The organism is Chryseobacterium piperi (assembly GCF_002285635.2).
GTDB classification, from domain to species: domain Bacteria; phylum Bacteroidota; class Bacteroidia; order Flavobacteriales; family Weeksellaceae; genus Chryseobacterium; species Chryseobacterium piperi.
On the sequence record NZ_CP023049.2, the window covers coordinates 2,645,516 to 2,668,451 of the forward strand.

Below are 22,936 nucleotides of genomic sequence, written 5' to 3' on the forward strand. Positions count from 1 at the left end.
TATTTTAATCGAAAAGATAAATACATGAAAAATTGGATCCCATTACTTTTGTTCCTTCTCGTTTTATCATCTTGTAAAACACGAAATATTGCTAAGAATAACAATACTGGCAAAGACAGTACAGTGGTAGAGAACAACAACAATCCAAAAGATGTAAACGAACCTGTAAGAGATAAGTTTTCATTTTATGAGCATGTATTAATTCCACCCAAATTTGATCAGATTAAAATCAATAGCAAAGTAAATGTAGAAACAGGAAGTTTTGTACCTACTCTTGACGCTACTATCTATATTGAAAATAATAAGAAAGTATGGATGAATCTATCCGCCCTTTTCATCAATGTAGCCCGGGGAACAGCTACTCCAGAAGGAGTAAAAGGCTTTGACAGAACAAGCAAATCCTATATTGATTCTGACTTCGAATATCTAAACCACTTGTTGAATGTCAATTTCATTGATTATAAATCTTTGGAGAGGATATTATTGGGAAGAACTTTTGTAAAAGTCAGCGATTCTCAATTTGACCTTACTAAAAATGCTCAGGGATATAAGCTGGTATCATCCGTAAATCAGAAAATCGTTACCGATGAAAAAACCAGAGAGTATAAAATTTCATTGCAGTATGATGAAAATTATGACTTGCTGAGTGTTCACTTAAAGGATGTTTTGTCTCCTGATGAATTACAAATTTCTTATAGCAATTGGGCGGAATATAATGAAATTCGTCTACCAAAAAATGTTAAAATAATTATAAAAGGCACAAAAACAAGCCAGATTTTACTAGAAAATACGAAATTTGACTTTTCGAAGATGGAAGTGGCCTATTCAGTCCCAGCCAATTATAAGAAAATTGAAATTAAATGATCAAAAAAATTAGCTTTTTAATAGGTATTTTATTGTTTGGATTGCACTATGGGCAACAAAACAAAGAGCAATTACAGAAGCAAAATGCTGAACTTAAAAAACAAATTACCCAAATAAATTCAGACCTAGCTAAAACAAGAAACGAATCTAAGCTTTCTATAGCATATCTTACCAATATCAATAAAAAACTAGTTTTAAGAGAAAAGGTTTACAGTAATACTCAAAAGGAGAAAAGATTCATAGAAGATGATATCTATCTTCGTCAGTTGGAAATCAATCGACAGAATAAAGAGCTGGCTGTATTAAGGAAAAACTATGCTGAAGTTTTAGTAAACGCCTATAAAAATAAAGGAGTACAGAATAAAGTAACCTTTATTCTTTCTGCTAAAAATTTAGGAGAGGCTATTCGAAGAGTTCAATATCTGAAACAATATTCCGATTACCAGGATAAAAAAGCAGCTGAAATTACAGATGCTGCTAATCAAATAAAAAAGACCATTGACCAGAGACAAAAATCTGTCAGAGACAAAGATCAGCTTTTGGTCAATCAACAGAAGGACTTAACGACCATCAATGTTGAGAGAGCCCAAAAGGAGCAGCTTGTTGAAGAGTTCAAGAAAAATGAGTCTAAATTAACGGCAGAGCTTAAACAGAAGCAAACACAATCTAAAGCACTTGAAGGCCAGATCAGGGCTATTATTGCTGAAGAGATAAGAATTGCAAAAGCGGAAGAAGAAGCAAGAAGAAAAGCGGAAGCTGAGAAAATACGTCTGGCTAAAATAGCAGCTGAAAGAGAGAAGGCTAGAATTGAGGCTGAAAACAGAGCCAGAGCTGAAGCATTGGAAAGAGAAAGAAAACTCGCCGAAGCTGAAGCGAAAAGAGCGGCAGAATTAGCTGCAAAAAGAGCTGAAGAAGAAAGAAGACGTACTGAAGAAGCTGCCCGTGCAGAATCTAATGCAAGAGATGAAGCCCGAAAAATAGCAGCTGCAAAAGCTTCTGAAGAGGCTAATGCAAGAGCTAGAGAGGCTGCTAATAAAGTAACAGCTGCAAAAGCAGCAGAAGCAGCTTTAGAAAAAAGAAAAGACGACGAGAAAAAAGCAGCAGAATCTAAGGCAATGACCAACTTTGGAGTTTCAACAGCTGCCGGAAATAATTTCGCAGACAATAGAGGTAAACTCGGATTTCCTGTTGATAAAGGTCAGGTTACCCACCGTTTTGGTAGACATCCACACCCTGTTTTCAAAAATATTGATGAGGAAAATAACGGTATCAAAATTTCGGTACCTCCGGGAACCCGTGCAAAATCTGTATTTCCAGGATCAGTTTCTTCTGTTTTAGCAAGTACTGACGGAACAAAAACCGTTATTGTAAAACATGGAAGTTACTTTACAATTTACTCAAACCTTGGAAACGTTAATGTTTCTAAAGGGCAGCAAGTCTCCGCAGGCACTATTGTAGGTACTGTAGGACAGGATTTCGACGGCTCTTATACTCTTGATTTCCAGGTATGGAACGGAAGTACGCCAGTTGATCCATTAGGTTGGGTTTCTTATTAAAAAAAGACTAACTTTGTAAAAATTTTAGAAATGGAATCATTAACAATACTTGCCTTATCTTGGCAACATATCCTTATCGTAGCGATCCTTCTTGTATTACTTTTCGGAGGTAAAAAAATTCCGGAATTAATGAGAGGAGTAGGTTCAGGTATCAAAGAATTTAAAGATGCAGTAAAAGAAGAAGATAAAAATCCAACGGAAAATAAGACTTCTTCTACAGACAATCCTTCAAGCAACTAAAAATTCTTCAGAATTAATGAATTTTACTGAGACTGCATGGAAAGTCTTCAATCAATCTATTGAAGACTACCACGTATTTGATGATGTTAATCATCTAATTAATAATCCTTTCGAAAAAGACAGTTTGGAACGAATTTTGTACGCAAAGAACTGGATTGATACCGTTCAATGGCATTTGGAAGATATTATTAGAGATGAGAACATTGATCCGACTGAGGCTCTTCAATTAAAAAGAACCATAGATGCTTCTAATCAGCAAAGAACTGATTTAGTAGAATTTATTGACAGTTGGTTTCTAAATAAGTTTAAAAATATAACTCCTAAATCTGATGCAAAGATCAATACAGAAACACCCGCTTGGGCTGTAGACAGATTATCAATACTTGCATTAAAGGTTTATCATATGTCATTAGAAGCGAATAGAGAATCTGCCTCTGAGGAGCATCGTTTAAATTGCCAGGCAAAATTAGATGTGCTTCTTATACAGAAAGAAGATCTATCAACTTCTATAAATCAGTTGCTTACTGATATTGAAAACGGTGATGTTAAGATGAAAGTATACAAACAAATGAAAATGTATAATGATGAAAGTCTTAACCCAATCCTTTATCAAAAGGGGCAACAAAAATGAAAAAATTATTTTTTTTTGGAATACTGTTAATATTAACTTCTTCTTGCGCAACGGAAAAATTGAATTTTTCTCCGTTGTCTAATAATTTTTATAGTGAAGCAAAAGGATCAGATTCTGATAGAGGACTAAAGAAAAGCATAGACATTAATATCAAAGAAAATGTAAATGCTTCTGAAATATCTAATTTAATTTCCACCTTTCCTAATTTTAAAAATGTTAGCGTCAATGAAGAAGTCATTTCGTTGAAATACAGCTTACAAAATTATTTGTATGCAATCGACGCCAATAATGTTTCAGGAAAAAACAGGGCTATTAAAAGCTTTGAAAAGGCCTATAAAAAAATTCAGAAACTCAGACAAAATCTTTCAAAAGATGATGATGAGATACTCAACAGATATTTGGTAAGATTAAAGACCAATATTTCTGTAATCGAAGACTCTCTAAGAGGAAATTAAAAACTTACTACCTTATTAATGATTAAAATTCAAGCGGAAGCAAACGTTCCTACGGAACATGGAACTTTCCGAATGATCGCTTTCTCTGAAAACGAAAATGACTGGATGCCTCACATGGCAATCATTGCTGAAAATACAGACTTTTCAAAACCAGTCAATGTACGTTTCCATTCAGAATGTATTACCGGAGAAGTTTTCCATTCAAAAAAGTGTGAGTGTGGGCAGCAGTTGGATGCTGCTATGAAATATATCCATGAAAATGGAGGGATTATTATCTACCTTCGTCAGGAAGGAAGAAATATTGGAATTATCAACAAATTAAAAGCATATTCCCTACAGGAAAAAGGCTTTGATACTGTGGAGGCCAATTTAAAATTGGGACTTCCTGCAGATGATAGAAACTTTAATGTAGCTATCGAAATTTTAAATCTTCTGGAAGTAAAGGATATCAATCTTTTAACTAACAACCCTGAAAAGGTAAAGTATGTAACTGAAAGTAATATTCACCTTAACTCCAGAGTTCCCCTACAAATACCTGCTAACGATGCCAGCAGAGGTTATTTAAAGACAAAGAAAGATTATTTTGGACATCTTCTGGATGACAATGATAATTAACTAAAATAAAGATAAAACAAATGGCTCCGGAATAATTCCGGAGCCATTTTTAATTATAAAAAACTGAAAAGATAATTTCTTAATTTTTAGTCTTTATTTTAGACTCGTCAATATTGTAATATTTAATTACGCTATTGTAATCGTTGTAATCTACCGGAGGAGTTGCTGCTTTAGCCCCTTTACCAGCAGCATTGCCTAAATTCGCAGGTAATATAACTACTCTAAATCTTTTATTTGTATAAAAATTTGTATTTGGAGTTAAGTTTAATGTAGAATCTAAACTAATACGTATATCAAATCGGCTAAAATTGAATGAATAGCCAACAGCAACATTATTATCAGTATAGAAGGTATAAGGCAATAAGTTCCAAACTGGGGAGCCATTATTAGTAACATCTGTTTGTAAATAGATAAGTACTACATCAGCCCGTACTAAAGGGGTAGTAAATGTATCAGTATACTGATATAAATTATCATCTACTCTACCGAGTGTTGCTGTAATATCAAAAGCAGTACCCACCGTATCATTATCTACAAAGTTATTATTATTATCACGATTGTCACAGCTATAAATAAATAAGCTGGCAAAAGCTAGAAGTAAGATTGGAAGAAATTTTTTCATTTTTATAAAAGTTTAGTTATTATAGTAAGCACCTTCAAAACATATACCAAAAAACATAAAAACATATATTCTGATGATTTTTTTAATCGTATTTTTGTTCTTATTCAAAAGTTATGAACAAAATCGTTTACACTTCACTTATAATAGGTCTATTGATCAGCACTAAAGTTACAGCACAATACCTTCCTAAGAACATTTCTGAAGTAGATATTGCAAAAGCTCACCAATGGGTTGACAAAACATACCAATCTCTCTCACAGGATGAAAAACTAGGACAACTTTTTATTGTTGCACTTTATACCAATAAGGACGAAAACCATATCAATCAGGTAAGAAACATTGTTACTAATGATAAAATAGGGGGACTCATCTTAATGCAGGATGATGCAGCCAGAGAAATCAATCTGGTGAATGAGTTTCAGCAAAAATCCAAAGTTCCTTTAATGATCGGTATGGATGCAGAATGGGGACTTTTTCAAAGAATTGCAGCAGCCCATAAGTTTCCATGGGCCATGACACTGGGAGCCATCCAGGATAAAGCATTAATCCATCAAATGGCAGCCAAAATAGCTGAAGATTGCAAACGAATGGGAATTAATTGGGATTTTGCACCTGTAGTAGATGTGAACACCAACCCCAACAATCCTATTATAGGCAACAGAAGTTTCGGGTCTGAAGTCAATAATGTGATTAGCTCAGCTCTTGCTTATACTAATGGACTTCAAGACAATAATATCCTCGCAGCCATTAAGCATTTTCCTGGTCACGGAGATACCAGTACAGATTCTCATTTGGATTTACCTGTTGTTTCCCATCAGTTGGATCGTCTTAATAATATAGAGCTTGCACCTTTCAAAGCTCTAATGGATAAAGGAGTTGGAGGAGTAATGGTTGCCCATTTATATGTTCCTAGCCTGGAATCAGGAAAAGGAATTCCGGCTTCAGTTTCCAAGAATATCATCACAGGACTGTTAAAAGAAAAATTAGGATATAAAGGTCTTATTATAACAGATGCATTAAATATGGGTGCTGTTGCCAATAAATATAAGCCAGGTGAACTGGATGCTATGGCCTTCAAAGCCGGAAATGATATTATGCTCTTCTCTCAGGGAGTTTCTGAAGGAAAAAAATTGATTCAGAAAGCTATTGACAATGGCGAAATAGTACAATCAAGAGTGGAAGAAAGTGTAAAGAAGATTTTACTGACAAAGTATTTCTTAGGACTAAGCCAATACACTCCTAAAAGTCCTGAAAATATTAATTACGACCTGAATAATGACTCTCATAAAAACTTGGTGCAAAATCTTTATTCAAACGCCCTTACTTTATTAAAGGATGATCAGAAGCTCCTTCCGCTGGGTAAAAAGCAAGTCTACTACGTTCCGTTAGAAGAAGCTCCCTATCAGACCTTTGCCTCTCAACTAGGTTTAGAAACACAGGTCATCATTAAAAAAGCAAATGAAATTAATACAATCCCTGCTAATTCTACAGTAGTGGTAGGGTTTCACAAAGATAACTCCACGGCTTACAAGCCTTATAAAATTTCTGCTGAATCAAAGAAAGTATTGGCTGATCTGGTTAAAAATCAAAAAGTAATACTGGATGTTTTCGGAAGCGCCTACGCTTTGAAAGATATTGATATTTCAAAAGTTTCAACAGTACTTGTTTCTTATGAAAACAATAATGACTCAATGACTGCAGCAGCCAATGCACTCAATGGGAAAACAAAAATATGGGGCAGGCTTCCAGTGTTAATCAATGATCAGCTAAGAGCCGGAATGGGTATTGATTTCAATTCCATTTCCAATACAAATACAAACGTGAGTTCAACAACATTTACAACATCAAAACAACAATAAACTAATGAAAATAGGCATACTTTGCTATCCAACATATGGTGGAAGCGGGATTGTAGCTACAGAATTGGGAATGTCTCTTGCCAACAAAGGCTATGAGGTTCATTTCATCAGTTCTGCACTTCCTGCAAGATTAGACATTACCAATCCGAATATTTTCTTTCATAGGGTGAATGTTCAGACCTATCCGCTTTTTCAATATCAACCTTATGATATTGCATTGAGTTCTATGATCTATCGTGTCGTAAATTTATACAAACTTGATTTACTTCATGCTCACTACGCTATTCCGTATGCATATGCCGCATTTACAGCAAAGCAAATGCTAAAGGAAGACCAGAATGATATTCCATTGGTAACTACCCTTCATGGTACAGATATCACGCTGGTAGGACAACATCCAAGTTATAAGCATGCTGTAGAATTTTCTATTAATAAATCAGATGCGATTACTTCCGTATCTGAAAGCCTAAAAAAAGATACCCTCCAGTTTTTCAATATTAAAAAACCGATTCAGGTAATTACCAATTTTATTGATAATTCTGAATTTGACGAATGTAATGAGTGTCAGAGAACTCAGTTTGCAGATCCGGATGAGAAAATATTGATTCATGTTTCCAACCTTCGACCGGTAAAACGTGTTGAAGAAGTTCTACAGATTTTTAAAAATGTCAATAAGAAGGTAAAATCTAAATTGATTATTATCGGAGAAGGACCTGATATGGAAAAAGTGAATCAATTCTTAGAGGAAAACCCTGAACTCATCTCGAAAATACGTTTGCTTGGAAAAGTAAATGACCTGTACAGAATTCTTCAGCTTTCCGACGTCTTCTTACTCCCTTCCGAACAAGAAAGCTTTGGTTTGGCAGCACTGGAAGCTATGGCAGCATATACTCCGGTGATCAGCTCTAATGCAGGTGGAATTCCGGAAGTAAATATCCAGGGAGAAACAGGATATCTTGCGGAGATAGGAAATGTAGAGGCGATGAGCAATTACACCATTAAATTACTGAGCAATGATGAACTTTTAGCCAAAATGAAAATAAATGCGAAAGAACAGGCTATAAAATTCGATTTGAAAAACATTCTTCCTATATATGAAGAAATGTATAAAACAACCATAGAAAATTTTAAAAACGAGTTGTCACGGGTATAATAGTTCTATTATATTTGTGATACACTCATGACGGAAAAATTACTTCAATATCTTTGGAACTTTAAGGTTTTCAAAAATTTTGACTTCAAGGATATTGAAGGAAATCCCGTTGATATCATAAATTTCGGACAATGGAATACCAATGCCGGACCGGATTTCCTACACGCAACCATCAAAGTTAATTCTATTACTTTAAATGGTCATATTGAGCTCCATACCAGGGCTTCCGATTGGATTTTCCATCATCATTCCCACGATCCCAATTATCAAAATATAATTCTGCATGTTGTTTATGAAAATGATATGGAGATTGAAGAGCTTAATTCCAGAAATATTCCAACACTGGAGTTAAAGAATTTTATTGATGAAAAGATCCTATGGAAATATGAAAAGCTAGTCGATGAAAGCCAGTTTATTCCATGTGAAAGCATATTTATTAAAGATAATATTCCAATCAACTTTCACGAAGAAAATGTTTTAAAAAAGCTGGATGCTAAATCGATGGAGCTGGAACAAAGTTTAGAACAGTCTAAAAATAATTTTGAAGCAGTTTTATTCCACAGTCTCGCCTACTCTTTTGGACTTAAAGTCAATGCATTGCTTTTTAAACAGATTGCAGAAAGTATTGATTTTACAATCATCAATAAACTCCGGCAAAACAGAACCCAGCTTGAAAGTTTACTCTTTGGGATCTGCGATTGGTTGGAAGATCCGCAGGATGAACAAATGGTACTTTGGAAAAGGGAATTTGATTTTGTAAGAAGAAAATATAACATCCCGGATTTAAAATTTCATCCTAAGTTTTCAAGATTAAGACCTCCTAATTTTCCAACCATCCGTATTTCTCAACTGGCCGGTCTGTATCATGAGCATCAGAATTTATTTTCAAAAATTATTCTTTCAAAAAAAATTGAAGAGATCTTTGATCTATTCCGGGAGATAAAAGCTTCAGACTATTGGAATGATCATTTTAATTTCGGAAAGATATCAGCTGTCAGCCAGCCTAAAATGTTCAGTAAGGAATTTATTGAATTGCTTATTTTAAATACTGTTCTCCCTTTCAAATACACCTACCATAAATATCATAACGAAGAAATAGCTGATGAGATTCTGGAGTTTTATAGAGGACTTACTCCCGAAAAAAATTCGATTATTTCTTCCTGGAAAAAACTTGGAGTAGAGATAACCGATTCACTAACCACACAAAGTCTTATTTATCATTTCAAAAACTGCTGTGAAGAAAAAAATTGCTTAAATTGCGGGATTGGATTTAAACTTTTAAAAGATTCTTCAAATGCTTGATAATATCCGTCATAAAATGGAAAGAGAATGGTTTGGTGTTCTTACAAGAATGGGAGCCAAATTGGGAATTCCCGTCTCTAAACTTAGAGTATTTTTCATCTACTCTACTTTTGCTACAGCCGGCTTTTTCTTTCTGATCTATCTTGGCTTAGCTTTTACATTATGGATTAAGGATATTTTCATCACCAGAAGACCCAGCGTTTTTGATTTATAATTATGGAATTTTTACTTATTACCTCACCTGAGGACTATAGAATAAAAGATATTTATCATTCCTACTCCTCTACTTTTCCTGAAGAAGAAATAAGGGATTGGGATCAGTTTATTAAATTATTTACAAACCCACATGCAAAGGTGATTTCTGTATTACATGAATCAAAACCCATTGGCTACCTCATCATTTGGGAACTGAGCCATTATATTTTCGTAGAGCATTTTGAAGTTTTCGCCGAATTCAGAAACCAGAAACTGGGATCTCATATTACCGGCTATCTCTTTAAAAATTATTCAAGAATAATTTTGGAAATTGAACCGGCTGATGCAGGAGAAGATGCTAAAAGACGGTATTCTTTTTATCAGAAAAATGGGTTCAGCTTAGTCGATGAAATGTATGTACAGCCTAGCTATGGCGAAGGAAAGAAATCTCTAAACCTCTGGCTATTGGCTAATTATTCGCCAGAAAACATCAAAGAGATTAAAGATGAAATTTATAACATTGTCTACCATTAAAATAACAAAAAAGCTGTCTTATTTTGAGACAGCTTTTTTGTTATTTTAGCTTACGAATACGTGAATGTTTTTTATAAGTTTTTCGCCTTTGATACGGACACTTCTTTAGTTATTATCAAACTAATTAGTTAACCTCATATTCCAGTTTTATGGTAATACTCGCTTCTTTCTCTTTGGAAGAGGTATTGAAAGTTCCTCCATATGAATAATCTTCATTAGAGTTGGGTGCAGTGATCTGAATAACACCCATGGTTGCCTTTTTAAGGTTTCCAAGACTACTTCCTGAATTTTCTGCAATTTTTTCTGCACGCTCCTTAGCATCTTTAGTAGCACTGGCAATCATTTCCTGTTTTACGGTAGCTAACTTTGTATAAAAATAAGAAGGCGAAGATGACGTGAACTCAATTCCCCTGTTAATAATCTCCGTTATATTCCTTGAAAGATCTTCAATTTTAGCCACCTCCTTACTTTCAATAGAAACCTTTTGAGTTAGGTTATAGCCTGAAAACTCACCCTGAACATAATTCCCATTAGAATCATTATAGCTCCTAAACTGTTTTTGAATATCTACTGAAGAAAATACAATTTCATTTTGCTTAGAGTCTGTTTAAATTTTATTCAGTAATAATTTTATGGCGGATAATTTGACCATGTTTTCAGAGGATTCCATTAAGAGTTCATAATTTCTGCATAATCTTCTATCGTTATCAAACCAAGCAAATGTACGCTCTATAATCCATCGTTTATGAATTGGCTCAAACCCTTTTACTTTTTTGTCACTCCGCATTACGATCTGAATGATATAATTAAACTTAATTCTTATTTCCTCAATAATCTCTCCTCTATAACCTCCGTCCGCCAGGATTACCTGAAGCGGAATTAGTAAATATCGCAGTGTTTTGATCAGTAACAATGCAGCCTTACTCTCATGAACATTGGCTACACTTACCATTACGGCTAACAAAAAACCATTTTTGTCTACCACAACGTGTCTCTTGATTCCTTTTATTTTTTTACCTCCGTCAAAGCCATTGAGTGAACGGTTATTTCCCCAACGAACACTTTGACTGTCAATAATTCCTAAACTTGCCTGCGCTTTCTGACCCCTGTTTCGTCGTACTTCCTCTCTCAATTTTGATAATAATAAATCGAAAATCTCCAGATTTGACCATTTTGAATAATAGTAATAAACCAATTGCCATTTGGGAAAATCATGAGGTAAAAGTCTCCATTGACAGCCTGTTTTTACTAAATAACTGATAGCATTCCAAATGACAACCAAATCATATTTTCGTTTTCTGTCATCAAAATCTAATGCTTTTTTTATAAATTGCCACTGAGTTTGGGTTAAGTCCGTTGGATACATTGATGTTTTTTTCTTTTGCAACTCTAAAATGACAATTTTTATGCAACTTTTAACCCTTACTATTTTTTATTATTACTTTTTTAAACAGGCTCTTACAATCATATTCCTCAAACTTCAGAAGAAAGATTCTCCAATAGACTATTTGTAAGTTTAATATTTATAATTTTTTAAATATATCCAATATTTATGATTTAATTATTAAATAATACACGTATTAATAAAATATATTTTTAAATCAACGTAGTATATATTTATTTTATTAATTAAAAACAAACATAAAACCCTGAAAACGTAAATGTTAAAGTTCATCTTATTATATTTTCATATTCCTATTTTTATTAATTTCATATTCTTAAAAAACAGACCAAATGACTAAAAAAATTTTACTTTTTATGGTATTACCGTTGGCAATATCCGCACAGGTAGGTATTAATACTTTAGAACCTACAAAGACATTTGACATCAATGGGGAGTTAAGAGTGCGCACTTTAAATCAGGGAGAACCGACTGATGAAATACTATCAGTAGACTCTGATGGAAATGTTAGAAGAATCTCCAGAGATGAATTTGGTGGTGGAACTTCCGGGTTTAATTCTACCATTTTAGGATATGATCCACAACCCTCTGCTAACAGGCCACAACCTCCTGGAGCTGTTCCTGGTGGAGGAACAGCTACTGAATTAGGCTGTAAACAAAGGCCTGAAAATAATCATATCTATTGTGCTTATCAGCTTACCCAACCCATTAATTGGTTTAATGCATTTGATTTTGCCAAACAAATGGGCGGCTATCTGGTAACAATGCCAGGGGATGCCGAAAGAATATGGGTCAACACCAATATTGTAGCTTCGGGAACAGGTTATGACCTGAACAATAGTATTTGGATAGGTTTCAATAAAATCAGAAGACCAGGAAATCCTGATCAATTACAATGGATTACCGGAGAAGAATTTAGAATAAACTGGTCTACCAATCCGGCTACAACGGAAAACTGGTTTGCACCAGGAGAACCCAATAACTCTGGTCAAAACGAAGGAGCTACCCATATACTATCAGGGGGAGAAAGAAGATGGAATGATTTAGCAGGAACAGTAACCAGTTCCAACAACCGTGCAATGGACCAACTCATTGTTGAGTTTAATGAATAATTGAAACGCCATCCAATATATAAAGCTCAGAAATTTCTGAGCTTTTATTTTAATCGAAAGCTTAATCCTTTTCAACGTCAAGGATAAGACTTTTTAAAATATCACTCGTAGAATCTTCACTATAATGATGAATCGATTGCCCCACCCAGATGTTGACAAAATCATCATTCTCATTCACTTTCGCAGCCTTTCTTAATTCACCGGTTAATTTATTATGGTAAGGATAAGGCAAAATATAGTCCGAATCTTCTATAGCCTCAATAAACCTATTTTTGATCCCTCTGGCATAACGTCCGGAAAAGCTTTTGGTTAAAAGTATATCTTCTTCCTGTACTCTTTCCAGTCTGCCTTTTTCAAATGGTTTCATCGCACTTTCCTGAGATGCGAGTAAAACACTTCCTACCTGAAAACCTTGCGCACCCAATTTCTTTGAAGCCAATAATGTTTTAGCGTTATAAAGGCCACCGGCATACATTAATGGAACGCTCACGGCATCATATACCTGTGATAACAAAGATAGCCCTCCGATTTGTGGAATAGATTCAGTATCGAAAGTTCCTCTGTGTCCTCCTGCTTCAATTCCTTGTACACAGATCATATCAATTCCTGACTTTTCAAGCAGTAGCGCTTCTTTTACAGACGTGCAAGTCCCGATAAGCACGACTCCATTTTCTTTTAGTTTCTGAATACTCTGACCATCCAGATTTCCAAAAGTAAAGCTTAGTATTTTACAACCTTCCTCAATAATAATATCAATTTGCTCATGATAAGTATTGATCTTAAGATCTTCAAAATTCGGAAGATGAACTTCAAGAGAGTTCTCTTTGGCAAGCTCTTCAATAAACTCTTTGACTTCAATGAATTTTTCTTTTAAAGAATCTGTAACCTCAGGAATCTGATGAACAAAAATATTGACTGCGAATGGTCGATCTGTTAGTTGTTTCGTATTCCTGATCAATTGTGCAGATTGGTCTGGCGATAAATCGGCTAATGCCAAAGACCCTAAGCATCCTCGGTTGGATGCTGCAGAAGTCATAGCTGGTGTACTTATCCCAAACATCGGAGCCTGTATAATAGGATATTCTATACAAAGTCTTTCACTTATCGCATTTGCCCAAAACATAATACCATTTTTGATTTAAAATTTACAAAAAATGGAGTAAATACTACCACGATATTTGAAATACATTTTATTGATGTAGTCAATTAAATCAAGCAAAATATTATTCTTTCAATTAATTATACTGAGTTATCCAAATAAATTCTGTATATTGTTACCAGAACCTGAGCTATATGGAAATATTTAAAGGTCAAAATCTTATCAACTTTGGAAAAGTCTTCCCAGATGACGATTCATGTCTGGGTTATTTGTTTGACTTGAAATGGAAAGACGGCTTTGTTTGTACGAAGTGCGGTAATACCTCAGGCTGTGAAAAATCAGGCCATAAATATCATTGTTATAGCTGCAATCATGTAGAAAGTGGCACAGCAGGGACGTTATTTCATAGGGTTCGATTCGGTTTACACAAAGCCTTTCATATTGTTTTTGAAATGGTAAACAGTAGTAAAGGGATCTCGAGCATTCAGGTAGGCCTTCGCTATGGCATCCGCCAACCCACGGCATGGACATTTATGCATAAGGTAAGAAAAGCCATGGAAAGCAGTAAGAAATATCCGATGTCTGATTGGGTTCATGTAGACGAATTTGTGGTAGGGGGAATGGAAGAGGGTAAAAAAGGCAGAAGCTATAACACACAAAAAACCAAAGCTGTTGTGGCGGTTGAACTTAGCGAAAAGCATCAGGTGAAACGTGTTTACATCAAAGCCATTGATGATTATTCTGCTAAATCCTTAACGCCTATTTTTGAGCAGCACATCAGTGAATCAGCCAAAGTGGTGACCGATAAGTGGAAAGGATATCTTCCCTTGAGTAAAAAGTATAACATTGAGCAAATCTCTTCAGATCAAGGAAAGTATTTTAAACAATTACACCTGATTATCCACCAGATAAAGTCTTGGATTCGAACCATACCCACTCATGTAAGTAAAAAACATGTAGAAAGTTATTTTAATGAATTTTCATACCGTATTAACCGTTCACAAAATAGAAATACCATCTTTCATAACATTATCCAAAGAATGCTTAATGCAAAACCTTTGAATTACGATAAATTAATACGGAAATTAAGCGTATAACTCGATAATTATAATTTCAATGAAAATTAAAATTTGTCAATAAAAAAAGTTAAAAAAAACTTATTACCTTAGAGTCTGTTTAAATTTTATTCAGTAATAATTTTATGGCGGATAATTTGACCATGTTTTCAGAGGATTCCATTAAGAGTTCATAATTTCTGCATAATCTTCTATCGTTATCAAACCAAGCAAATGTACGCTCTATAATCCATCGTTTATGAATTGGCTCAAACCCTTTTACTTTTTTGTCACTCCGCATTACGATCTGAATGATATAATTAAACTTAATTCTTATTTCCTCAATAATCTCTCCTCTATAACCTCCGTCCGCCAGGATTACCTGAAGCGGAATTAGTAAATATCGCAGTGTTTTGATCAGTAACAATGCAGCCTTACTCTCATGAACATTGGCTACACTTACCATTACGGCTAACAAAAAACCATTTTTGTCTACCACAACGTGTCTCTTGATTCCTTTTATTTTTTTACCTCCGTCAAAGCCATTGAGTGAACGGTTATTTCCCCAACGAACACTTTGACTGTCAATAATTCCTAAACTTGCCTGCGCTTTCTGACCCCTGTTTCGTCGTACTTCCTCTCTCAATTTTGATAATAATAAATCGAAAATCTCCAGATTTGACCATTTTGAATAATAGTAATAAACCAATTGCCATTTGGGAAAATCATGAGGTAAAAGTCTCCATTGACAGCCTGTTTTTACTAAATAACTGATAGCATTCCAAATGACAACCAAATCATATTTTCGTTTTCTGTCATCAAAATCTAATGCTTTTTTTATAAATTGCCACTGAGTTTGGGTTAAGTCCGTTGGATACATTGATGTTTTTTTCTTTTGCAACTCTAAAATGACAATTTTTATGCAACTTTTAACCCTTACTATTTTTTATTATTACTTTTTTAAACAGGCTCTTAATTCCTTTTGAAATAAGATAATCATTAATAACTTTCCGGTCTAATGCAAGCTCATCATAAGCCGATTTTAAATCAGAATTATTTTTAGAAAAGCTTCCCGACCATGTAATAAGATCAGAAGCAAACTGCTTCGTTCCTAATCCAGTTACTGAAATTGTATTTTCAGATTTATTCCTGTTTTTAATGGCACTTCCCAAAAGACCAAGGCCAATAATGAAGCCTACTGCTGCAATGGCAATGACTATAATATTTTTATTCATAAAATTTGGTGAATTTGATTAATTTATCATTTAAAAATTGAGTGTTAATGAAATTATTATATCAATTTTCATTCCGAAATTTTAAGATTTTTTTAACAAAACTAGGGCTTAGATATTTTCAGTCTTTCTCTGAATACAGGTATTATTTCTTCGAGTTTCAACAAAACTCCCGATAAGTTTTTTGCTCTCACATAAGTTCGTACCTGAGGCTTGAAGGAAAAAGAAAACTCAATAAATTCTGAGATTCTTTCTGAAGGAATTCCTGCATCCGTAAAGTAATCATCTTCTACCCTTTTTCGCACCCATGCAATATGCTCCTGCAAATCATCGTACCTATATTCACGCTTTTGCCTTCTTGCTCTTCCACTAATCAAATCATATGTTCCCTGAACGTCCAGAGAGCCTAAAAGTACCGGAAGTAAAACTTTCTTTACTTCTGCCGGCTTTGCTCTCATTTTTCCTATAGGTTGTGGAAGTCCGACAGCCTGCTTAACAAGTTCTCCTTTATCTAATGTTGCCACACTTCTGGAATCTTTTGTCAGATCACCAGATAGCTTTTTTACGGTAACTTCTTCTATATCTTCAGGTATTTTCACCAGAATAACAAATAATAGAGGATTATTATTTCCTAGCAGCACTCTTTTCGAGGCCCTTTCGTAGCCTGATCTTACAAATCTCAATTCATCATTTTCTGAGGCTTCAATAGAGAATTCACCTAAAGAGTTAGTGTATGTTTTCTTATCTGTAGACATATTCACTACTGTAACCGCAGGCAAATTAATATCATTATCATCTGTGATTCTTCCTCTTACCATTTGTTGAGAATAAAAAGCCTCTCCTACCAATAATAAAATCAATAACAGAACCCCTTTCATAGCTTACTTTGTATCTTTAAACACCAATGATTAATACGTTGCTTTCTAATAAGATGAATTCTCATAAGCATTATCTTTGAGTCTGTGGTGCACGATAGGATGAAATTCTGGCAAGAACTGCCCTTTGAAACCTCATTAAGTCTGCATCACTACAATATCCGTATTTTAGGATTTTCTTCCTTTCAAAACCACCTCTTAAAACATAATAAATAAAATGCTGAATTTGTGATTTCTCTATTTTCAGGTCTGCAAAATATTGTTCTCCTAAACTGGCACTCAGGTAATTCATAAGGTCAACATCATCCCATTGGTCTTTTACCTTACCTATGCTAAACCCCTCTCCTTTGGGTTGTACAAATTCACCTCCTTTTGCCGCTAGAACCCTTGGATCAGATTTTTGACGCATATACTTAGCGAGACCTTCTGTGAACTTATCTACTTTTTTAGGCCTGTCCAGATTTTTGGAATCTATTTTTAAATCTCCGGTAATTCCCTTTTTGATTTCTACTTCAGGAATCAATGTTGCCTGACGTACGAGAACCATATTAATAGGGGCTCCTACATTCTCTTTTGTGATTTTCTTATTCATCCTTTCATAGCCGTTTTTGACAAAACGGAGCTCATCTCCCTGACGACCGGAAATCATAAAGTGTCCATCTGAATTAGTCAGAACACGTTCATCTGTCCGAATATTGATTACGGTGACCTCAGGTACTTCAATACGTTCTTCAGAAGCAACTTTACCAAAGAGATACTCCTGCGCATGAACCTGAATAAAGAAGACAAAAGATAAAAGAAAGAATAGTCTTAATTTCACGGATAGATATTATAAAGCAAATCTAAAATTATTTTTAATGTATACCACAAGTTTAACCACAGTTAACGCGTTTTAGCATTTTTTTTGGAATTTCCATTTCCCATTTGTTAAATAGCGAATTACAATTGTTAAAATTTCACTTAAATTTTAGCTAACTTGCAATCTCAATTCATTTTAAAAATGCAAAATTCTTATACAGTAATCAATGCTTCTGCTGGTTCAGGGAAAACCTATGCTCTGGTTCAGAGGCTTTTGATGATCTGTCTTCGTTATCCTAATCAGCAGCAGGCCATCAGAAATATTTTAGCACTCACTTTCACCAATAAGGCGGCCAATGAAATGAAGGAGAGAATTTTGTCATGGCTGGGCAATTTCTCAGCAAGCAATTTTGCTGATAACAATGATCTGAAAAACATCCAGAAAGTCTTCAAAGAAGAAGGCATAAAAATTACCATTGACGAGTTACATGTTCGGTCTAAAAAACTATTGGATTACGTTCTTCACAACTACTCCACTTTAAACATAGGAACCATTGACCGTTTCAATTCTCGTCTGGTACGAAGCTTTTCTTATGAACTGGGACTGGCAAAAAATTTCAATCTTGAAATTGAAGCTGAGCCTTTCCTGATAGAAGCCGTAGATAAAATGCTGGATCAGATTGGAGAAAATGACACTATTTCCAATTCCTTTATGGATTATGTGGATTATAGTCTTGAAAATAATGAGCGGATTAACCTCAATAAGAACCTGTATGATTCAGCGAAAGAATTTGTAAAAGATATTCATTACGAGCAACTGAAAAGCAATCATAACTTTGATGATACCAATTACGAGGATATAAAAAATACGATCCGTAAAGAGATTGTACTGAATAAAAAAAGTTCTGTAGAAATTGCTTCTGCATCGGTTGAATTATTCAAATCCAGAAATATTGAGATTGAAGATTTTGCGCAGGGAAAAAATGGAATTGGTGGCTTTTTCACCAAAGTCCTGGATTTTTATCACCAAAAAAGAGCAGGATTTCCTTTTCCGACTACACAGGAGGAGTCTGTCGTAAATAACTACAGAAAAGGATCCTCTTCGAAAGCTAAAAGTAAAGAAACAGATATTTTTGAAATTCTTGAAACTCTTTTAGAGAATCGAATGCAGCTTATTCTTCTCTACATTGAAACTCAGAAAAAAGAGAAGATTCTATCTGCATTGCTTCCCCTCAAAGTCAATAAAGATATTCAGAATGAATTAAAGAAAATTGAAGAGGAAAATGATCTGGTCTTGCTTTCAAAATTCAATATTCTGATCAATGAAAATTTAAGAAATGAACCTTCAGCCTTTATTTATGAAAAAGTAGGCTCTCAGTTTCAGCACTATTTCTTTGATGAATTTCAGGACACCTCTGAATTACAGTGGCAAAATTTTATTCCTCTGAGAAATCACAGCGTATCCACAGAAAATACGTCTTTTACTTTGGTTGGCGATCCTAAACAAAGTATTTACCGTTTTCGGGGTGGAGAAAGCAAATTGATGCTGGATATCATTAACAAAAAAGAAATTTCACCCAAAGAAGCAGAGCTGCTTGTATTAAAAGATAACTGGAGAAGTGCAAAGAACATCGTTTTATTTAATAATGAGCTCTATCAATATCATTCCAGAGATCTGGAGGAAGAGCATAAGAATATCTTTGGGACCGATGCTGAACAAAGTCCAAAATCAGCAATTGATGGCCGGGTAAAGGTGAATCTTATTGAAAACCTTACCAATGAAGATTTCTATAATGATACTTCGGAAAGAATGCAAAAAGATATTCAGGAAGCGCTGGACAACGGATTTAAATTTTCCGATATTACGATACTTTGCCGGGGCAATTTTGACATTTTCAGCTATTCTCAAAAGCTGGGAAATCTAAAGGTTAATTACCGAAGTGAAGAAACCAATATCAAAACGATTTCCGATAAAGGTTTAACATTAGAACTTTCTAATACATTACAAGCTGTCATTGAATTTTTAAAGTGGGAAACCAATCCTAAAAATAAACCTAATTTAATCATGATGATGTATTATCTGAATAAGTTAGGAAGAGTGATCATGCCGGACTTCACATTAGAAATGAAAGAAATCCTGGAAATCGAATCTCATGAGGAAATCCTTCAATTTATTCAGCATAAATATGCATTACAACTCAGACAAGATCATTTCCCAAGATTCAATCTATACAATTTTGTAGAATATTATGTCAATGAGTTTTCTTTTGAGAATAAGGAAACCGATTTTTTACTCAACTTTCTGGAAATGCTTTTCAACTTTACCCAAAATGCAGGAGCAAGTACAAAGGAATTTTTGAAATATTGGGATGAAGAGGCGTCTACCTACACCATTCAGGCTTCGGAAAACATTGATGCTATCCAGATTATGACGATTCACAAAGCAAAAGGGCTGGAATTCCCTATTGTCTTTATTCCAATGATGAATAAAAATCGTGATGCAGAATTTACCAATTGGTTTGAGACCAATAACAACGAGGCTTTAAAGTCTGTTAACATCAACCAGTTCAATAAAAACTTAGAGGCTTACGACAAGGAAATTGAGAAATTCAATAAACAAAATTCTTACAAAAACCTAATTGATAGATTATGCCTGCAATACGTTGCTACAACACGACCTGTAGAGCAACTATATTTTTATCTCCAAAAGCCCAATAAAACATCCAATAATCTTGAACTTTTAGAATTTATCCAAACCAAAAATACAGAACAAGCAGACGAGTTCGATCTGTATGAAGTCCATCCTGAAATGCTAAAAAAGCATTCCAAAGATAAAACCTCATCTTTTAAGACAAAAGATATCCGAAACCTAAAAAACATCAACGAAAAAAGTACTTCCATTAAAATTGCAACTCCTTCTAAAAACTATCAGGTTCGAAATGAGAAAGTAAGAATAGGGCTTTTCGTTCACGAGCTCCTTTCAAAGATCAATACTGAAAAAGACATTAAAAAAATACTCGAAAGTTATGTTCTGGAAGGGCAGATTACGCTTACTGAAAAGAATGAAATTCATGAAACTTTACAACAAATTGTCAATACCTATTCTGAATTTTTTGATGAAAAATGGGAAGTAATCAATGAAAAAGACATTATGATTTCAGAAAAAGGAGAAAGCCGGATTTACAGGCCTGACAGAATTTTAAAGAATGATGAAGGCTATATTATTGTAGATTTCAAAACCGGAGAGGTCTCTGAAAAGAATGACAAACAAATAGAAACATACCGAAAAGTATTGGAAAGTCTGGGAAGAAAGGTATTGAAGACACAACTTATTTATTTGTAATCATAAGCTCAACAACTTTATTTATTTTTTCTTATCTTCAGTCTCTAAACTAATTTTAATATGAATCGTATTGTAAGCTTTATGAGCATTGGAGCCTTGCTACTTGCCAGTTGCAGCTCCCCAAAAAAGACCTCTATGGACAAGACACAAGACACAAAAAATGTTAAGATCGAGTTCACAGGTACGGATAATTTTATGATAAAAAACTCTAAGCTAAAAGTAAGCTTGTACGGAGTTCCAGCTAACATCGCTGATGTTCCGGCTACATTAATTACTGAAAAGGAATTTACTCAGGAAAAGGTTCCCTTCAGTGTTGAACTTCCTTTGCCTGAAAATCCAGAAAGCCTTATAGAACCTAAAGTAGATAAGGGGGCTGCAGTAAAATACTACGTTACTATCAATTGGGATGCTAACGGAAGTGGCGTGGAAGATAAAGGGGATATCGTTATCGATTATGATAAGAAGTTTCCTACCGTTACTATTGATGGAAATTCACAACAGATTTATTTGAAGGAATCAAAATAAATTTGTCAAGGTATATTAATTAAATAAGCGATCTCACTTTTGAGATCGTTTATTTTTTTATTTAGCTACTAGTTCATTAATATGCAGACTATCCCCATTATTAATATAGTAAAACTACTACAAGATATCGTAGAATTACTACATAAAATAGTAGAAACACTACAAAAAATGAAACTTATAGCCAAAAGTTTTTATGGATTTTTAAAGAGGTATATATTTGCTGTACAATCACTGAACATAAAATATTAACGATTAAAATTCATCAATTATGGCAGCAAACTCAAGAGGAATCTTAAAATTCAACGGAAGCGAAGGCCAGAAGCTTTTAAAGCTTAACTACAGCGTATCAAGGTCCACCGACGTTTCAGGGCGGGTAGCTTCAGATCCATCCAACGCAATTATCAAATTAACGATTGAAGCTACAGAAAAATCTGAAATTCTGGAAAGCTTATTGAACGGAAAATACAAACCCACAACAGGAGAAATTACTTTTAACAAATCCCACGAAGAAGGAACACTAATTACTTTAAACTGGGAAAACGGATATGTGATCCAACATCAGGTAAATTTCGATGCAATAGATGACAACAGTATGTTGATCAGCTTTGTGGTAAGCGCAGAGAAAATTAACTATGGTAGTGCAGCCTATGAAGGTGTATGGCCAGGTAAATAAATTCCATTTGCTAAAATTTATTGAAGGTCACCTTTATGGTGATCTTTTTGTTGTTAAGATCATATAAGAAGTAAGAAGACAGCATAAAAAAAACTCCAAAATATGATTACAATATTTTGGAGTTTTTAATTCAGGGTACGTTGATCCTGAATTAGTAATCAGGAAAACCTTAAGCTGTCGTATCTGGAGTAAATACTCTTTGCGACAATTCCTGATCAAAAAGATATAATGCTGATGGATTATCACAAACCATTCTGATTTTAGTAACCAATTGAGATGCACTTGCTTCTTCTTCTACCTGCTCATTAATGAACCATTGTAAGAAAGAAGTTGTAGCAAAGTCTCCTTCATCATTAGCATTTTTTACGATATTAAAAATACTTTTTGTTACTTTTTTTTCGTGTTCCAATGCCTTTTCAAAAATGTCAGTAGCATTTTCGAATTCGTGAGGTGGTTTTGCAATTTCACTGATAATGATCTCTCCTCCTACATCATTTAAATAGTCAAACATTTTATCTGCATGCATTAACTCTTCTTTGCTTTGCACTCTGAAATAGTTAGCTATTCCGTCAAGATCCTTACTTGAAAACCAAGCAGACATTGAAAGATAATATTGTGCAGCATATTGTTCGTGACCTATTTGTTCGTTAATTAATTTTGCAATTTTTTCGCTTACCATAATAAAAAGATTATATTCAAAAATACGGAATTAAACCCCGAATTCAAAAGATTTAATAAAATTTAATACAAAAAGGGCGGAATTACTTCCACCCTCAATACATTAAAAAATCAAAAT

General features: G+C 34.3%; 24 protein-coding genes and 1 pseudogene. 16 read left to right on the forward strand and 9 right to left on the reverse strand.

What is annotated here, in order from left to right:
* The first annotated feature begins 24 nt into the window (after positions 1 to 24).
* From CJF12_RS11525 to ribA, 6 genes are read left to right on the forward strand one after another with little or no spacing between them, the layout of a single operon-like run.
* On the forward strand, positions 25 to 864 hold the full coding sequence (locus CJF12_RS11525; protein ID WP_034687852.1) for a DUF4292 domain-containing protein: 840 nt from the start codon (positions 25 to 27) through the stop codon (positions 862 to 864).
* Positions 861 to 2,420, forward strand: coding sequence for a peptidoglycan DD-metalloendopeptidase family protein (locus CJF12_RS11530; protein WP_034687850.1), 1,560 nt, complete (start codon positions 861 to 863; stop codon positions 2,418 to 2,420). The genes CJF12_RS11525 and CJF12_RS11530 overlap by 4 nt, the downstream gene beginning before the upstream one ends.
* Before the next feature lie 30 nt (positions 2,421 to 2,450).
* Positions 2,451 to 2,660, forward strand: a complete 210-nt coding sequence (locus CJF12_RS11535) for a twin-arginine translocase TatA/TatE family subunit (RefSeq protein WP_034687848.1) — start codon at positions 2,451 to 2,453, stop codon at positions 2,658 to 2,660.
* A 16-nt stretch (positions 2,661 to 2,676) separates the two neighbouring features.
* Positions 2,677 to 3,291, forward strand: coding sequence for a DUF4254 domain-containing protein (locus tag CJF12_RS11540; RefSeq protein WP_034687845.1), 615 nt, complete (start codon positions 2,677 to 2,679; stop codon positions 3,289 to 3,291).
* Positions 3,288 to 3,746 (forward strand): hypothetical protein, encoded by a 459-nt coding sequence (locus tag CJF12_RS11545; protein WP_034687843.1) that lies wholly within the window; start codon positions 3,288 to 3,290, stop codon positions 3,744 to 3,746. Before CJF12_RS11540 ends, CJF12_RS11545 begins: the two co-directional genes overlap by 4 nt.
* Positions 3,747 to 3,764: 18 nt before the next feature.
* Positions 3,765 to 4,361, forward strand: a complete 597-nt coding sequence (gene ribA, locus CJF12_RS11550) for a GTP cyclohydrolase II (protein WP_034687841.1) — start codon at positions 3,765 to 3,767, stop codon at positions 4,359 to 4,361.
* 79 nt (positions 4,362 to 4,440) lie between these two features.
* Here ribA and CJF12_RS11555 read toward each other — a convergent pair whose 3' ends face one another.
* Positions 4,441 to 4,983 carry a hypothetical protein gene (locus tag CJF12_RS11555; RefSeq protein ID WP_034687840.1) on the reverse strand — a complete coding sequence of 181 codons (543 nt, stop codon included), beginning with the start codon at positions 4,981 to 4,983 and terminating at the stop codon, positions 4,441 to 4,443.
* A gap of 113 nt (positions 4,984 to 5,096) precedes the next feature.
* Here CJF12_RS11555 and CJF12_RS11560 point away from each other — a divergent pair, with 113 nt between their 5' ends.
* Genes CJF12_RS11560 through CJF12_RS11580 form a run of 5 tightly spaced genes read left to right on the forward strand, consistent with a single transcriptional unit; the run spans position 5,097 to position 10,026 of the window.
* Positions 5,097 to 6,842 (forward strand): glycoside hydrolase family 3 protein, encoded by a 1,746-nt coding sequence (locus tag CJF12_RS11560; RefSeq protein ID WP_034687839.1) that lies wholly within the window; start codon positions 5,097 to 5,099, stop codon positions 6,840 to 6,842.
* A 4-nt stretch (positions 6,843 to 6,846) separates the two neighbouring features.
* The gene (bshA, locus tag CJF12_RS11565; RefSeq protein ID WP_034687838.1) at positions 6,847 to 7,995 is read left to right on the forward strand and encodes an N-acetyl-alpha-D-glucosaminyl L-malate synthase BshA; all 1,149 of its coding nucleotides are present in this window, start codon (positions 6,847 to 6,849) and stop codon (positions 7,993 to 7,995) included.
* A gap of 27 nt (positions 7,996 to 8,022) precedes the next feature.
* On the forward strand, positions 8,023 to 9,297 hold the full coding sequence (locus tag CJF12_RS11570) for a DUF2851 family protein (RefSeq protein WP_034687837.1): 1,275 nt from the start codon (positions 8,023 to 8,025) through the stop codon (positions 9,295 to 9,297).
* Positions 9,290 to 9,511, forward strand: a complete 222-nt coding sequence (locus tag CJF12_RS11575; RefSeq protein WP_007839346.1) for a PspC family transcriptional regulator — start codon at positions 9,290 to 9,292, stop codon at positions 9,509 to 9,511. Before CJF12_RS11570 ends, CJF12_RS11575 begins: the two co-directional genes overlap by 8 nt.
* A 2-nt stretch (positions 9,512 to 9,513) precedes the next feature.
* Positions 9,514 to 10,026 (forward strand): GNAT family N-acetyltransferase, encoded by a 513-nt coding sequence (locus tag CJF12_RS11580; protein ID WP_051887408.1) that lies wholly within the window; start codon positions 9,514 to 9,516, stop codon positions 10,024 to 10,026.
* A 124-nt stretch (positions 10,027 to 10,150) separates the two neighbouring features.
* On the opposite strand, the pseudogene CJF12_RS20490 reads toward CJF12_RS11580, so the two are convergent.
* Together CJF12_RS20490 and CJF12_RS20495 are read right to left on the reverse strand one after the other, a co-directional pair.
* Positions 10,151 to 10,624, reverse strand: a pseudogene (locus CJF12_RS20490) (SIMPL domain-containing protein); the annotation flags it as partial.
* Between the two features lie 9 nt (positions 10,625 to 10,633).
* Positions 10,634 to 11,392: an IS5 family transposase gene (locus tag CJF12_RS20495; RefSeq protein ID WP_034681491.1), complete on the reverse strand. Its 759-nt coding sequence runs from the start codon at positions 11,390 to 11,392 to the stop codon at positions 10,634 to 10,636.
* 368 nt (positions 11,393 to 11,760) lie between these two features.
* Between CJF12_RS20495 and CJF12_RS11595 the strand changes: the two genes are divergently transcribed.
* Positions 11,761 to 12,540, forward strand: a complete 780-nt coding sequence (locus CJF12_RS11595; RefSeq protein WP_034688360.1) for a C-type lectin domain-containing protein — start codon at positions 11,761 to 11,763, stop codon at positions 12,538 to 12,540.
* Between the two features lie 61 nt (positions 12,541 to 12,601).
* On the opposite strand, the gene CJF12_RS11600 is transcribed toward CJF12_RS11595, so the two are convergent.
* The gene (locus CJF12_RS11600) at positions 12,602 to 13,663 is read right to left on the reverse strand and encodes an NAD(P)H-dependent flavin oxidoreductase (protein ID WP_034688362.1); all 1,062 of its coding nucleotides are present in this window, start codon (positions 13,661 to 13,663) and stop codon (positions 12,602 to 12,604) included.
* Positions 13,664 to 13,833: 170 nt separating this feature from the next.
* Between CJF12_RS11600 and CJF12_RS11605 the strand changes: the two genes are divergently transcribed.
* Positions 13,834 to 14,736, forward strand: coding sequence for an IS1595 family transposase (locus CJF12_RS11605; protein ID WP_095591146.1), 903 nt, complete (start codon positions 13,834 to 13,836; stop codon positions 14,734 to 14,736).
* A gap of 79 nt (positions 14,737 to 14,815) precedes the next feature.
* Here the strand turns inward: CJF12_RS11605 and CJF12_RS11610 are convergent, their stop codons facing one another.
* From CJF12_RS11610 to CJF12_RS11625, 4 genes are all read right to left on the reverse strand, one after another.
* The gene (locus CJF12_RS11610) at positions 14,816 to 15,574 is read right to left on the reverse strand and encodes an IS5 family transposase (RefSeq protein ID WP_034681491.1); all 759 of its coding nucleotides are present in this window, start codon (positions 15,572 to 15,574) and stop codon (positions 14,816 to 14,818) included.
* 49 nt (positions 15,575 to 15,623) lie between these two features.
* The gene (locus tag CJF12_RS11615) at positions 15,624 to 15,929 is read right to left on the reverse strand and encodes a hypothetical protein (protein ID WP_228379103.1); all 306 of its coding nucleotides are present in this window, start codon (positions 15,927 to 15,929) and stop codon (positions 15,624 to 15,626) included.
* 101 nt (positions 15,930 to 16,030) lie between these two features.
* Positions 16,031 to 16,804 carry a carboxypeptidase-like regulatory domain-containing protein gene (locus CJF12_RS11620; protein ID WP_034685597.1) on the reverse strand — a complete coding sequence of 258 codons (774 nt, stop codon included), beginning with the start codon at positions 16,802 to 16,804 and terminating at the stop codon, positions 16,031 to 16,033.
* A 70-nt stretch (positions 16,805 to 16,874) separates the two neighbouring features.
* Positions 16,875 to 17,621, reverse strand: coding sequence for a hypothetical protein (locus tag CJF12_RS11625; RefSeq protein WP_034685595.1), 747 nt, complete (start codon positions 17,619 to 17,621; stop codon positions 16,875 to 16,877).
* A gap of 180 nt (positions 17,622 to 17,801) precedes the next feature.
* Here CJF12_RS11625 and CJF12_RS11630 point away from each other — a divergent pair, with 180 nt between their 5' ends.
* The 3 genes from CJF12_RS11630 to tssD all read left to right on the forward strand — a co-directional run bounded on the left by CJF12_RS11630 (position 17,802) and on the right by tssD (position 22,140).
* Positions 17,802 to 20,942 (forward strand): UvrD-helicase domain-containing protein, encoded by a 3,141-nt coding sequence (locus CJF12_RS11630; RefSeq protein ID WP_034685593.1) that lies wholly within the window; start codon positions 17,802 to 17,804, stop codon positions 20,940 to 20,942.
* A 60-nt stretch (positions 20,943 to 21,002) separates the two neighbouring features.
* Positions 21,003 to 21,467: a hypothetical protein gene (locus tag CJF12_RS11635; protein WP_034685592.1), complete on the forward strand. Its 465-nt coding sequence runs from the start codon at positions 21,003 to 21,005 to the stop codon at positions 21,465 to 21,467.
* Between the two features lie 268 nt (positions 21,468 to 21,735).
* Complete coding sequence (gene tssD / locus CJF12_RS11640) at positions 21,736 to 22,140, forward strand: type VI secretion system tube protein TssD (RefSeq protein WP_034685591.1); 405 nt, start codon at positions 21,736 to 21,738, stop codon at positions 22,138 to 22,140.
* Positions 22,141 to 22,309: 169 nt separating this feature from the next.
* Here the strand turns inward: tssD and CJF12_RS11645 are convergent, their stop codons facing one another.
* The gene (locus tag CJF12_RS11645; protein WP_034685589.1) at positions 22,310 to 22,819 is read right to left on the reverse strand and encodes a ferritin; all 510 of its coding nucleotides are present in this window, start codon (positions 22,817 to 22,819) and stop codon (positions 22,310 to 22,312) included.
* Positions 22,820 to 22,936 lie beyond the last annotated feature (117 nt).